Genomic DNA, 13,652 nt, shown 5'->3' with positions numbered 1-13,652 from the left:
ACCAGATAACCGGAAGTTTCGGGGGAAGGACTCATGGGCGTCACCGCAAAGAAGGACAGTTCCAAAGCCACCGCGGCCAAAAGTGCAGCCAAGAAGGCTGGCGCCACTGCCGCAGCGGTCAAAACGCCAAAGGCGGCGGCCGAAAAGCTGAAGCCGAAACCGGCCAGCCGGGCGGCGGCGCCGGCTCGCAAAACCGCTGCAGTGAAAACTGCACCGGCCGCGCAGCCCAAGGCCGGCGCGGCGGCGCCGAAGAAGGCAACAACTTCATCGGCAGCCAATGTTGTTGTAGTAAAATCCCTGACCGTTAAAAAAACGGCATCAGCGACCGCCGGGTCCGGTACAGGGAAGGGCACCGGCAAGACAGCCGGAGCGGCGTCTCAAAAAGCGCCCAAAACAGCGGTAACACCGGCAGCAAGGGAAGTGGATTCAAAAGCGACCAAATCCGGTCAGGCTGGCGGCGGCAAAGCCGGCAGCAGCAAGGCAGAAAAGCAGGATGCAAGCACCGGATTAAAGGATAAAATTGAAAAACCCGTAGTATTGAAAGTAAGCGAAGTGGCAACTAAAACTCCCAAAACTACCCCTGATACGCAAACCTTGCTCACCGAGGAACAAATCCTCAAGATGGGCGAGAAGGACTACATGAACGAAGCGCAACTTGCTTTCTTCAAGGCCCGTTTGCAACAGCTGGAACGAGATCTGCTCAAGAACGCCGGCGAGACCACCGAGCATCTGCGCGAAACCGTGCTGGTGCCTGATCCTGCCGATCGCGCCACGATCGAAGAAGAACACGCGCTGGAATTGCGTACCCGCGACCGCGAACGCAAGCTGCTCAAGAAGGTGCAGCAATCCATCGTCTCCATCGATAGCGGCGAATACGGCTGGTGCGAAGAAACCGGAGAACCGATCGGCATCCCGCGCCTGTTGGCGCGTCCTACCGCGACGCTGTCGCTGGAAGCGCAACAACGCCGCGAACTCAAGCAAAAGCTGTACGGCGACTGAGTTTCTTCCGTGATTACAAGCAATGGCGCCGCGAGTCGGCGCCATTCGCTTTTGTTCTCCAGGTCTTTCATTTTTCATGCTTCCGCCACGCGGATGATGATGAGCTTGTAAATGCAACAGTGTTGCAATTAGGTGCTATAATTCGCGCTCTCCGGCTCATGCCGAACCACCGCTGAATCCACCTGACACCATGGCCGTTGCCACCGCCACATTGCTGCGTATCGTCCGTCCTGCCGGCATCCTTGCCCGGCGCAGGCGCAGCGGCCACATGGGTTTGGCGTTGGCATTGGCGGTGATGCTGCTGTTTTCGCAGTGGCTCGGCTTGCTGCACGGTATCGCTCACGCCGGCTGGCCGGAGCAGGCGTCTGCCTCCCCGGTTGCTTCCTTCAATGCCGCGCTGTTCAATTATGTCGACGATGATGCTGACGTTAATGCTGACGACGGCAAGCTCCCCGCCGCACATGGAAAGCCGCATCATTCCTGCGCCGAATATGACGCCGCCGCCGGGGCGGCCGGTATTCACGCCCGCTTCTTTTCCCCTCCGCTGATTCCCGGTACGCAAGTGCTGGCGCTGTGGCAGGCCTTCGCTTCCTGGGATGCGCCGGCCGTCTGCCATTTTTCCTCGCGCGCACCGCCGCGCTGACATCTGAACGCAACGATTTTCCGGCCGGACCGCCTCGCGCGGATCCGCGTCCGCACGCACGCCATCCTTTCATTTGTCAGTCAAGGAACACCATGCAAGCCCAGCCCAATCTGCTGGCCAGCGCCGTCCTGTCCGCGCTTGCCGTCATGTCCACCGCCGCCTCCGCACAGACCACGGTGCAAACCGCGCCGCCGCAACAATCACAGCAGTTGCAGGAAGTCGTCGTCACCGCCAGCCCCTTCGCCAACGAAGAAAACGCCCAGATCCTCACCCCCGCCAAAGTGCTGGCCGGCGACGAGCTGCGTAACAAGCTCGGCAATTCGCTCGGCGACACCTTGTCGCAGGAACTCGGCGTGTCGGCGTCCGCCTTCGGCGCCGGCGCCTCGCGTCCCATCATCCGCGGCATGGAAGGTCCGCGCGTCCTGATGCTGCAAAACGGCATGCCGACAGCCGACGTGTCGACCGTCTCCAACGACCACGCCGTCGCCACCGAAGCCGCCACCGCACGCCAGATCGAAATCCTGCGCGGTCCGGCGGCGCTGCTGTACGGCTCGGGCGCCATCGGCGGCCTGGTCAACGTGGTCAATGACCGTATCCCGACCGAACTGGTGGGCAAGCCGACCGGCCAGGTCGAGGCGCGCTACGGCACCGCCGACGGCCAGAAAAACACCTCGTTCTCGGTCGACGGTTCAGCCGGCCAGATCGGCCTGCATGTCGACGGCAACTACCGCGACACCGATAACTACAAAATCCCCGGCAACGCCCGGCAAGGCGACGCCACCAGCGCTTCCGGCCGCCTGCCGAATTCCTTCACGCACGAAAGCAGCGTCGGCGTCGGCGGCTCCTACATCGCGGACTGGGGCCACATCGGCGCGTCGGTGTCGTCGCTGGACGATCACTACGGCATCCCGACCGCGGAAAAATCCTTCATCGACCTGCACCAGACCCGTTACGACATCGACAGCCTGGTCAAGGAGCCGTTTGCCGGCATCGAGTCCTTCAAGTTCAAGCTCGGTTACACCGACTACACTCACACCGAAAAGAAGAAGGACGGCACCGCCGACACGGTTTTTTCCAACCGCTCGCTGCAGACGCGCTGGGAGCTGGCGCACAAACCGCTGGCCGGCTGGCGCGGCAACTTCGGCATCCAGACCGATCAAAATAATTACTCGGCCTTGTCGGCAGTCGACGGTTCGCCGCAACTGACGCCCAGGACCAAGTCGAGCACCTTCGCCGGCTTCCTCGTCGAGGAGCGCAAGTTCGGTTCGGTGCTGGCCAGCGCCGGCTTGCGCCTGGAGTCGGTCAAGCGCCGTCCGGAAGGTCTGCAGGACCGCGACTTCAACCTGTTCTCCTGGTCCACCGGCGCGCTTTGGAGCTTCGTTCCCGGCTACGGCCTGGGCGCGACCTATTCGGTGGCGCAGCGCGCGCCGACCGTCGAGGAGCTGTACTCCAACGGTCCGCATGAATCGACGTCGACCTTCGATATCGGCAACAGCAGCTTGCAAAAGGAAACCTCGCACAATATCGAACTGAGCCTGCAAAAGACCGAAGGCCTGGTGCGCTGGAAGGGCAATCTGTTCCAGAACAAGGTGAAGAACTACGTCTACGGCCGCACCAACGGCCAGGTCGACGACGCCGGCAATGCCGATCCGGCCGGCGAATTCCTGCAGCGCTTCTGGTCGCAGGGCGACGCCACCATCCATGGCGCTGAAGTCGAAGTCAGCTACAACCTGAACAACGAGGGCTTCTCGGTGCGCGGCTTTGCCGACACCTCGCGCGGGAAGCTGGACAACCAGGGCAACCTGCCGTTGCAGCCGGCCACCCGCTACGGCGTCGACCTCGGCTGGCGCCAAGGGCCGTGGGCCAGCGGCGTACGCGTGCTGCGCGCGCTCAAACAGGATCGCCTGGCGTCCTTCGAATCCAGCCAGACGCCGTCTTACACCCAGCTCGACGCCAACCTGTCGTACACGCAGAAGCTGCAGACGATGCGCGTGACCTGGTTTGCGCTGGTAAAGAACTTGCTCAACCAGGACATCCGCTATTCCACCGCCGTGCTCAAGGACACCGTGCCGCAGGCCGGCCGCAACCTGATCGTCGGGGTGCGCACGCAGTTTTGACGGGTTCTCGCGACGCTGGTCGTCTGAGCCAGCCAAAACCGGCAAAAGAGCATGCCTTTTGCCGGTGTTCCACCAATGAACGGCGGCATATTGGGCTATTCTGGAAAGACTCGCCGGCAATGCCGCCGGCGCAGCCTGTCCCGGCACCGAGGAGCGCATGTCACTCGTCCGCATCATTGCAACAGCCCTGTCCCTGCTGTCCGCCTGCGCTTTTGCGCAAGAGCGGCAGGTGGTCAAACTCGGGTTCAGCAGCCCGTTGTCGGGGCCGCAGGCCGCTGCCGGCAAGGATGCGCTGAACGGCGTGCAGATGGGCATCGAACGCCTCAACCAGCAAAACCTGCAATTGGACGGCAAGGCGATTCGTTTCGAGCTGCTGGTGCGGGACGACAAGGCGAGCGCGCAAGAGGGCGCAGCGGTCGCGCGTGAACTGGTAGCGGCGGGAGTCAGAGCGGTGCTGGGACCGTTCAATTCCGGGGTGGCGCTGAGCGCCGCGAAGATTTACAACGATGCGGGCGTGGTGGCGCTGACGGTGGCTTCCAACCCGAAGGTCACTCAAACTTCGCTACCGCAGGTGTTCCGTATTGCCGCCAGCGACACCGACATGGGTGGCAAGATGGCCTTCTATGCCGCACGCCATCTCAAACTCAAAAGAGTGGCGATTATCGAGGATGGCTCGCCCTACGCGCGCGGACTGACAGACGAGTTCGAGCGGGTCGCCAAAATGAACGGCGTCCAGCTGGTGTACAAGGAAGCGGTCGGCGACAAGCTGGAAGAATTCGGCGCCGCGCTGGGCGCCGTCGTTGCCGCCAAAGCCGACGCCATCTTCTTCGGCGGCTATGCACCGCAGGGCAGCGCGCTGTTGCGGCAGATGCAGCAGCACGGCATGCCGATCGCCTTGCTCGGCGGCGACGCCTTGTGTTCGTCGGCCATGCTGGCGCAAGCCGGCAGCGCGTTGGGCAATCGTACTTATTGCGTGCAAGGAGGCGTATGGCTGACCAGGGTCTCCGACGGCGCCGTCTTCGCCTCCGCCTATCAAGGCAAATACGGCAGCGCGCCGGATGTCTATGCGCCGACCTTCTACGACGGCGTGCTGCTGTTGTGGCAAGCGATGAAATCCGCCAATTCGCCCGACCCGCGCGTCTTTGCGCCGGTGCTGGCGCGCATGCGCTACAAGGGCGTGACCGCGACCTACGAGTTCAATCCGCGCCACGACATGACCGAATCGACCGTGACCATCCTGCGTTTCAAGGATGGCAAGCTGACGCCATTGTCCAGCTTTTGAGAGCTACTTGATCGGCAGCCGGATCGTATTCTTGACCTCTTCCATCACCGCATAAGTATGCGTTTCGCGTACGCCCTTGAGCTGCAGCAGCGACTTGCCGAGGAATTCACGGTAGGCGTTCATGTCCTTCACGCGCGACTTGACCAGGTAATCGAAGCCGCCCGCAACCATGTGGCATTCCATGATTTCAGGGATGCTCTGCACGCTTTTCTTGAAGGCTTCGAAGACGTCGGCCGTGGTGCGGTCCAGCACTACCTCGATGAACACCAGCAGCGATACGTCCAGCAATTCGGGATTGAGCTGAGCCGCGTAGCCGAGGATGTAGCCGGCGTCCTGCAGCTTGCGCACCCGCTCAAGGCAGGCCGCCGGCGACAGGTTCACGCGCGCGGCCAGATCGACATTGCTGATGCGGCCATCGTTTTGCAGTTCGGACAGAATTTTTTTGCTGATTTTATCAAGCGTAGCCATGGAATCTGAATTTTCTTCTGTCTAATTTAGTAATGCTGAATTAAATTCTGATTATAAGGGCAATTATCGGGACTAATATCATCAAAGAGTAAATAGAATCGAGCACCATAAAAAGTAGTTGCGCCGGACCACCGGACGCAACAGGCCGACCAAAGCACAGAAGAGAGACCCACCCGCCATGCCTATCTGCAGTTGCGCTTGCGACCGTCTTGCCTTTTTGCCGCCGCGGCTTGAATTCAGTGTTTTAACGCAAGCCTGACCTTCAACCAAGAGAGGAAACAACATGTATAACCGCATGCATATCATCGCCGCTTCACTTGCCATCATCCCGGCATTCGCATCTGCTCAGGAAGTGCAAACAGTGAAGATCGGTTTCAGCAGTCCGCTGACCGGGCCACAAGCTTCGGCCGGCAAGGATAACCAAGGCGGTTTGCAAATGGCGGTCGAGCGTCTGAATACGCAAGGTCTCGTCATCGGCGGCAAAAAGATCAAATTCGAAATCGTGGCGGAAGACGACCAGGCCGATCCGAAATCGGGCGTGGGTGTGGCCCAGAAGCTGGTTGACCAGGGCGTCAAGGCCATCGTCGGTCCGTACAACTCGGGCGTGACCATTCCTGCTTCGCGCGTCTACAACGACGCTGGCATCGTGACTGCAACCGTGGCTTCCAATCCGAAGATCACCCAGCAAGGTTTTGCCACGCTGTACCGCGTGGCGGCAAGCGACAGCCAGCTGGGCGGCAAGATGGCGCTGTACGCAGCCAAGGAACTGAAGATCAAGACCGTGTCCGTGATCGATGACCGCACCGCTTATGGCCAAGGCCTGGCGGAAGAGTTCATCAAGATCGCTCAAGCCAACGGCATCAAAATCGTCAGCAAGGACTTCACCAACGACAAGGCGACCGACTTCACCGCCATCCTGACCTCGATCAAGGGCAAGAAGCCGCAAGCCGTATTCATCGGTGGTTACGCGCCACAAGGCGGTCCGATCAAGCGCCAGATGAAGCAACTGGGCATCGACGCGCTGTTGATGGGCGGCGACGGCATCTGCTCGCCTGAGATGGGCCGTCTGGGTGGCGACGCCATCGGTGAAAGCGTCTACTGTACCCAAGGCGGCACGATCCTCGAGAAGGCAAAGGAAGGCAAGGCGTTCGCCGACGACTATCAAAAGAAGTTCGGTCGTCCTGCGGAAGTCTATGCAGTCTCGTTCTATGACGGCATGATGGTCATCGCCCAGGCAATGAAGGCAGCCAACTCCGTCGAACCAAAGGTCTATGGCCCTGCGCTGGCTAAAATCAAATACAAAGGCGTGGCAGGCCAGTACGAGTTCGACGACAAGCATGACCTGAAGCAATCGCCAGTGACGATCTTCCGCTTCAAGGACGGCGTGCCGGTTGCTCTGACCAGCTACTGATCGTCCATTCCCGCGTTTCATTTCTGCCAGGGAACAATCGCAGCCTTGTGATTGTTCCCTGAAATGATCCCCTGGCAGTTTCGGTAATTTATCTCCGGCCCTCTGCAGTGCAGCAGGGCCGGAGATGGTCATAGCCCCGTCTTGTCGACCGGGCAAGGCATTGATGCATCCGTATCACCAATACGGCGCACGCAACGGGAAATGCAATACACTGCCCCTTGCACTGGTTTCCTGTATTTCGCAGAAGGAAGTTTCATGCTCAGTTACACCCGCACCGTCCAGACCATTGACGCCCACACCGGCGGCGAACCCCTGCGCATCCTGGTGTCCGGCCTGCCGCAAGTGCCCGGCGCCACGATCCTTGAGAAGCGCACCTGGCTGAAAGAAAACCGCGACGACCTGCGCCAGTTCCTCATGAACGAGCCGCGCGGTCACGCCGACATGTACGGTGCCTACCTGTTTCCGCCACTGACGCCGAATGCCGATTTCGGCGTTATTTTTATCCACAACGAAGGCTACAGCGACATGTGCGGCCACGGCATCATCGCGCTCGGCAAAGTGCTGGTCGAAATGGGCTACGTTGAGCGCACTTCACCGGTGACGCGCATCTGCTTCGACGCGCCGGCCGGCTTCATCGACGCCAGTGTGGAATGGGACGGCCAGCGCGCCGGCAAGGTCACCTTCAAGAACGTGCCTTCCTTCATCTATCAACGCGACGTCGAAGTCGATACGCCGAGCTTCGGCAAGATCACCGGCGACATCGTCTTCGGCGGCGCCTTCTACTATTACATCAACGCCGACCAGGCCGGGCTGACCGTCAAGCCGGAACTGGTGCGTCAACTGATCCAGCTCGGTGCCGAAACCAAGGCCGCAGTCAAAGCCAAGGTGCAGATCCGGCATCCGCTCGAGCCGGGTTTGAATACGCTGTACGGCACCATCATCGACAGCGCGCCCAATTTCCCCGGCGCCGATCAGTCCAATGTCTGCATCTTCGCCGACCGCGAAGTCGACCGCTCGCCGACCGGCACCGGCACCTCCGGCCGCGCGGCGCAGCTGTTCCTGCGCGGCAAGCTGGACCTCAACCAGGACTACGTCAACGGCAGCATCGTCGGCAGCAACTTCAGCGTGCGCGTTACCGGCACGACCAAGGTCGGCGAGCTCGATGCGGCCTTTACCGAAGTCACCGGTTCGGCGCACATCATGAGCACCAACCAGTGGGTGCTGGAAGAGTCCGACCCGTTCCCGACCGGCTTCTTCCTGAGGTAAATCGATGCATATTCTCGACGCCCAACAAACCGCCGACGCGTTGCCGTACGACCGTCTGGTGCCGGCGCTGGCGCAAGCCGCGCAAGAGTTCGCCGATGGCCGCATCACTGCGCCTGAACGCCAGGTGGTGCCGATTGACGCCAACAGCGTGCTGCTCAGCATGCCTGCCGTCAGCGCCGACCTCAGCGTCACCAAGCTGATCACCGTCCATGGAAACAATGCCCAGCACGGCCTGCCGGCGATCCAGGGCGAAGTCATCGTCTTCGAGACCCAGACCGGTCGCCGCATCGCCTTGCTGCACGGCCCGACCGTTACCGCGCGTCGCACCGCCGCGATGACGCTGCTCGGCATCCAGACGCTGGCGCCGGCCAAGCCGAAATCGGCGCTGCTGATCGGCACCGGCGTGCAGGCCGCCGCGCATGCGGATGCACTGGTGGAGTTCTTCGGCGTCACGCAATTCTGGATCGTGGCGCGCGACGTTTCCCGCATGCAGGCGTTCTGCAGCGAGCTCAGCACGCGTCATGACGGTATCGTCGCCAGTCCGCTGGCGGCTGACGCCATGCAAAAAGACGTGCCCGCGACCGACGTGCTGATCGCACTGACCACCTCGCGCACCGCGGTGATTCCGGCCAGACTTGCACCACAGACATTGGCGATCGGCGTCGGCGCCTTCAAGCCTGACATGGTGGAATTCCCGGCAGCGCTGCTGGCTGAACGCACCATCGTCGTCGACGATCTCGGCGGCGCCAAGCATGAAGCCGGCGACCTGATCCAGGCTGGCGTCGACTGGAGCCGCGTACGCGCCATCGGCGACATCCTGGCTGGTCGCGGTGAAAAGCTTCAGCCTTCGCAGGGTTTGCCGGTCTTCAAGACCGTAGGCCAGGCTTCATGGGATCTGGCGGCGGCGCGCGTGGCGCGAGACACGCTTCAAGGCAGATCCTGAACAGGTTCTGAAGACCGATCAAGCAAAGATTCAATCCACAAATTTACACAGAACCGCTCCGCAACAAGCAGGGCGGAAAAAAGGGAGCTTAGGAGACATATGGACATATTCATCCAGCAAATCATCAACGGCCTGGTTCTGGGGAGCATGTACGCCCTGATCGCCCTGGGTTACACGATGGTGTACGGGGTCTTGAACCTGATCAATTTTGCGCACGGTGACGTGCTCATGATCGGCGCGATGGCCGGCTTGAGCATTTTGAAGCTGGTGCAGCACGTGGCGCCGGACCTGCCGGGCATCGTCAAGCTCATCATCGCCATCATTGGTGCGATCCCGGTGTGCGTGATCGTCAGCATGATCATCGAACGCGTGGCGTATCGTCCGCTGCGCAACGCCCCGCGCCTGGCGCCGCTGATCACCGCCATCGGCGTGTCGATCCTGCTGCAGACGCTGGCCATGATGATCTGGGGCCGCAGCCCGCTGCCGTTCCCGCAAATCATGCCCTCGGACCCGGTGCACATCGCCGGCGCGCTGATCTCGCCGACCCAGATCATGCTGTTGCTGCTGGCGTTGGCCGCCATGATCGGCCTGGTCCTCATCGTCGAGAAGACCAAGATGGGCCGCGCCATGCGCGCCACCGCCGAGAACCCGCGCATTGCCGGCTTGATGGGTGTGGATTCGAACCGCGTCATCGTCGTCACCTTCATCATCGGCGCCGCGCTGGCGGCCATCGCCGGCGTCATGTGGGCCGCGAATTACTCCACCGCGCAATTCGCCATGGGCTTCGTCCCCGGCCTGAAAGCCTTCTCGGCAGCGGTGCTGGGCGGCATCGGCAACATCTACGGCGCCATGCTCGGCGGCATCCTGCTGGGCCTGATCGAAAGCCTCGGCGCCGGCTACATCGGCGACCTCACGGGCGACTTCCTGGGCAGCAACTACCAGGACATCTTCGCCTTCATCGTGCTCATCATCGTGCTCACACTGCGTCCGTCCGGGATCATGGGTGAACGCGTGGCCGACCGCGCTTAAGTCAAACCGATACTAAAAAAGAGAGACCGACATGGCCTTCCTCAGCTTCGACAAGAAACGCAACCCGCGCCAGGCCAATATCAGCCTGGTGGCGCTGTTGATCCTCATGATCATCTTCCCCTTCATTGCCAGCCAGTTCGGCAATTCCTGGGTACGCATCATGGACATCGCCCTGCTGTACATCATGCTGGCCCTGGGCCTGAACGTGGTGGTGGGCTTTGCCGGCCTGCTCGACCTGGGCTACATCGCGTTCTACGCCATCGGCGCGTATACCGCCGGTTTGCTGGCCTCGCCGCAGTTCGCCGACGTGCTGCAATCCTTCGTCAACACCTACCCTGCGGTGGGCAACTTCCTCGTGATGGTGTGCGGCCCGCAGATCGTGCAGACCGGCATCCACCTGTCGCTGTGGATCATCGTACCGCTGTCGGCATTGATTGCCGCCTTGTTCGGCGCCTTGCTGGGCGCCCCGACCCTGAAGCTGCGCGGCGACTACCTCGCCATCGTGACCCTGGGCTTCGGTGAAATCATCCGCATCTTCATGAACAACCTCAATGCGCCGGTCAACATCACCAACGGCCCGCAAGGGATCAACCTGATCGACCCGATCCGCGTCTTCGGCGTCTCGCTGGCCGGCGAACCCGGCTCCGGCTCGATCGTCAAGTTTCTCGGCTTCTCAATGCCCTCGGTGAACGCCTACTACTTCCTCTTCCTGCTGCTGTGCATCGGCGTGATCTTCTTCTCGATCCGGCTGCAAGACTCGCGCCTGGGCCGCGCCTGGGTCGCCATCCGCGAAGACGAGATCGCCGCCAAGGCCATGGGCATCAACACCCGCAACGTGAAACTGCTGGCGTTTGCCATGGGCGCCTCCTTCGGCGGCGTGGCCGGCGCCATGTTCGCCTCCTTCCAGGGATTCGTCTCGCCGGAATCCTTCTCCCTGACCGAATCGATTGCGGTGCTGGCCATGGTCGTGCTGGGCGGCATCGGCCACATCCCCGGCGTGGTGCTCGGCGGCGTCATCCTGGCCGCCTTGCCGGAAGTCCTGCGCCACGTGGTGGAGCCGGTGCAGATGAGCCTGTTCGGTAAAGTCTGGATCGACGCCGAAGTGCTGCGCCAGCTGCTCTACGGACTGGCCATGGTGGTCATCATGCTCAACCGTCCTGCCGGCCTGTGGCCCTCGCCGCGCCACGAAGACCGGCCCGAAGCCGACCACCCGCATGGCAGTGATGCCGTCGGTGTCGTCAAAGCATAACCATCGACGCGCATAGAAAAGACAGCAGAGGACGAATCCATGAGCACCAGCACCCTGTTAAAAATCGCCGACGTCAGCAAACGCTTCGGCGGCCTGCAAGCCCTCTCGGGCGTAAGCCTGACCATTGAACAAGGCCAGATCTACGGCCTGATCGGCCCCAACGGCGCCGGCAAGACCACCTTCTTCAACGTCATCACCGGCCTGTACCAGCCCGACACCGGCAGTTTCGAGCTGGCCGGCAAGCCCTACAGCCCCAGCGCCCCGCACGAAGTGGCCAAGGCCGGCATTGCCCGCACCTTCCAGAACATCCGCCTCTTCGGCGACATGACCGTCCTGGAAAACGTCATGGTCGGCTGCCATGTCAGAACGAAACAGAACGTCTTCGGCGCCGTGTTCCGGCACAAGGCCGCCCGCGACGAAGAAGCGGCGATCAAGGACAAATCGCAGAAGCTGCTCGACTTCGTCGGCATCGGCAAATTCGCCTCCAGAACGGCACGGCACCTGTCGTACGGCGACCAGAGAAGACTGGAAATCGCCCGCGCGCTGGCCACCGAACCGCAACTGCTGGCACTGGACGAACCGGCTGCCGGCATGAACGCCACCGAGAAGATCGGCCTGCGCGAACTGCTGGTCAAGATCCAGGCCGAAGGCAAGACGATCCTGCTGATCGAACACGACGTCAAACTGATGATGGGCCTGTGCAACCGGTTGACGGTGCTGGACTACGGCAAGCCGATTGCCGAAGGGGTGCCGGCCGACGTGCAGAAGAACCCCGCCGTGATTGAAGCCTACCTCGGCGCCAGTCATTAAGAGACGGAAAACGGAAAGATCACAATGACAACGAACATCCTGAAAATCGAAGACCTGAGCGTGGCCTACGGCGGCATCAAGGCCGTCAAGGGCGCGAGCCTGGAAGTCAACGAAGGCGAACTGGTGACCCTGATCGGGGCCAATGGCGCAGGCAAGACCACCACCCTCAAGGCCGTCACCGGCACGCTGCCGGACTCGAAAGTGGGCGGCCACATCAGCTACCTCGGCCAGCCGCTGAAGGGGCAAAGCTCCTTCAACCTGGTGCAGCAAAAGCTGGCGATGGTGCCGGAAGGCCGGGGCGTCTTTACGCGCATGAGCATCCACGAGAACCTCCTCATGGGCGCCTACACCAGCGACGACAAGCAGCAGATCGCCCGCGACATCGAACACTGGTTCAGCGTCTTCCCGCGGTTGAAGGAGCGGGCGAGCCAGATGGCCGGCACGCTGTCGGGCGGTGAACAGCAGATGCTGGCGATGGCGCGCGCGCTGATGAGCCATCCGAAACTGCTGTTGCTGGACGAACCGTCGATGGGCTTGTCGCCGATCATGGTGGAGAAGATCTTCGAGGTGATCCGCAATGTGTCGGCGCAGGGCATCACGATCCTGCTGGTGGAGCAGAACGCCAAGCTGGCGCTGGAGGCGGCGCATCGCGGGTATGTGATGGAGTCGGGACTCATTACCATGAGTGGCAATGCCAGCGAGATGCTCAATGATCCGCGCGTGAAGGCGGCTTATTTGGGGGAAGGGTAGGACAAGGAACCCGGGCTCGTGGTGTAGCATAGTCCGGTGTTTCCGCGTTTACCTTCCTTCCTCCATTTCGTAAAAGGCACTGACATGAGCGATACCCCGATCACCATCCTCGGCATTTCCGGCAGCTTGCGCGCGGGCTCGTACAACACGGCGGCATTGCATGCCGCAGCAGAATTGCTGCCGCCCGGCGTGCGCCTGATCCAGGCCGACATTTCAGATATTCCGCTGTACAACGACGATGTGCGCGCCAAGGGATTGCCGGCTTCGGTCGAGCGTTTTCGCAAGCAGATCGCCGAAGCCGATGCGATCTTGTTCTCCACGCCGGAATATAACTATTCCATTCCCGGCTTGTTGAAAAACGCCATCGACTGGGCCTCGCGTCCGCCGGAGCAACCATTTGCCGGCAAGGCCGCGGCAATCATGGGCGCCAGTCCCGGCGCCGTCGGCACCGCGCGTGCGCAATATCACCTGCGCCAGATCGGCGTGTTCCTCGACCTCAAATTCCTGAACAAGCCGGAAGTCATGATCGGCGGCGCGGGTGATCGTTTCGCCGACGGCAAGCTCACGCACGAACCGACCCGCGAATTCATCCGGACGCTGTTGACCGCGCTGAACGACCTCGCGCTGCAGCTGAAGCAGCACAAGAAATAGACGTTCGGACGTTCGGCTCATGCAATAAAAAAGC

13 protein-coding genes are annotated in these 13,652 nt (G+C 61.5%); 12 read left to right on the top strand and 1 reads right to left on the bottom strand.

The genetic code is table 11. From position 1 onward, the window contains the following. The first annotated feature begins 594 nt into the window (after nucleotides 1–594). The 4 genes from dksA (at nucleotide 595) to F506_RS21360 (ending at nucleotide 5,041) form a co-directional block, all read left to right on the top strand. A complete protein-coding gene (gene dksA / locus F506_RS23805; protein WP_016835981.1) occupies nucleotides 595–999 on the top strand; it encodes an RNA polymerase-binding protein DksA in 405 nt (134 codons plus the stop codon). A 190-nt stretch (nucleotides 1,000–1,189) separates the two neighbouring features. Then, nucleotides 1,190–1,642: a hypothetical protein gene (locus tag F506_RS21370; protein ID WP_083458154.1), complete on the top strand. Its 453-nt coding sequence runs from the start codon at nucleotides 1,190–1,192 to the stop codon at nucleotides 1,640–1,642. Between the two features lie 92 nt (nucleotides 1,643–1,734). Then, nucleotides 1,735–3,759, top strand: a complete 2,025-nt coding sequence (locus F506_RS21365; protein WP_053200788.1) for a TonB-dependent receptor — start codon at nucleotides 1,735–1,737, stop codon at nucleotides 3,757–3,759. 157 nt (nucleotides 3,760–3,916) lie between these two features. After that, entirely contained in the window at nucleotides 3,917–5,041 is a 1,125-nt protein-coding gene (locus F506_RS21360) for a branched-chain amino acid ABC transporter substrate-binding protein (RefSeq protein WP_053200786.1), read from the top strand. A gap of 3 nt (nucleotides 5,042–5,044) precedes the next feature. Here the strand turns inward: F506_RS21360 and F506_RS21355 are convergent, their stop codons facing one another. Continuing rightward, entirely contained in the window at nucleotides 5,045–5,509 is a 465-nt protein-coding gene (locus tag F506_RS21355; protein ID WP_016832045.1) for an Lrp/AsnC ligand binding domain-containing protein, read from the bottom strand. A 283-nt stretch (nucleotides 5,510–5,792) separates the two neighbouring features. Here F506_RS21355 and F506_RS21350 point away from each other — a divergent pair, with 283 nt between their 5' ends. From F506_RS21350 to F506_RS21315, 8 genes are all read left to right on the top strand, one after another. Then, nucleotides 5,793–6,920: a branched-chain amino acid ABC transporter substrate-binding protein gene (locus F506_RS21350; protein ID WP_053200784.1), complete on the top strand. Its 1,128-nt coding sequence runs from the start codon at nucleotides 5,793–5,795 to the stop codon at nucleotides 6,918–6,920. Nucleotides 6,921–7,175: 255 nt separating this feature from the next. After that, a complete protein-coding gene (lhpH, locus tag F506_RS21345; protein WP_053200782.1) occupies nucleotides 7,176–8,186 on the top strand; it encodes a trans-3-hydroxy-L-proline dehydratase in 1,011 nt (336 codons plus the stop codon). A gap of 4 nt (nucleotides 8,187–8,190) precedes the next feature. Next, a complete protein-coding gene (locus tag F506_RS21340) occupies nucleotides 8,191–9,129 on the top strand; it encodes a delta(1)-pyrroline-2-carboxylate reductase family protein (RefSeq protein WP_053200780.1) in 939 nt (312 codons plus the stop codon). Nucleotides 9,130–9,228: 99 nt separating this feature from the next. After that, the gene (locus tag F506_RS21335; protein ID WP_053196745.1) at nucleotides 9,229–10,158 is read left to right on the top strand and encodes a branched-chain amino acid ABC transporter permease; all 930 of its coding nucleotides are present in this window, start codon (nucleotides 9,229–9,231) and stop codon (nucleotides 10,156–10,158) included. Between the two features lie 31 nt (nucleotides 10,159–10,189). Then, nucleotides 10,190–11,407 carry an ABC transporter permease subunit gene (locus F506_RS21330; protein ID WP_053196743.1) on the top strand — a complete coding sequence of 406 codons (1,218 nt, stop codon included), beginning with the start codon at nucleotides 10,190–10,192 and terminating at the stop codon, nucleotides 11,405–11,407. Nucleotides 11,408–11,446: 39 nt separating this feature from the next. After that, nucleotides 11,447–12,217, top strand: a complete 771-nt coding sequence (locus F506_RS21325; protein WP_053196741.1) for an ABC transporter ATP-binding protein — start codon at nucleotides 11,447–11,449, stop codon at nucleotides 12,215–12,217. Nucleotides 12,218–12,241: 24 nt separating this feature from the next. Continuing rightward, complete coding sequence (locus F506_RS21320; RefSeq protein WP_053196739.1) at nucleotides 12,242–12,967, top strand: ABC transporter ATP-binding protein; 726 nt, start codon at nucleotides 12,242–12,244, stop codon at nucleotides 12,965–12,967. A gap of 84 nt (nucleotides 12,968–13,051) precedes the next feature. Next, the gene (locus F506_RS21315) at nucleotides 13,052–13,618 is read left to right on the top strand and encodes an NADPH-dependent FMN reductase (protein WP_053200778.1); all 567 of its coding nucleotides are present in this window, start codon (nucleotides 13,052–13,054) and stop codon (nucleotides 13,616–13,618) included. The last annotated feature ends 34 nt before the right edge of the window (nucleotides 13,619–13,652 follow it).

Origin of the sequence: Herbaspirillum hiltneri N3 (assembly GCF_001267925.1) — a bacterium.
Classification (GTDB): Bacteria; Pseudomonadota; Gammaproteobacteria; order Burkholderiales; family Burkholderiaceae_D; genus Herbaspirillum; species Herbaspirillum hiltneri.
The sequence above is the reverse complement of the archived record's forward strand: the minus strand, read 5'-3'. Positions and strand labels throughout refer to the sequence as shown.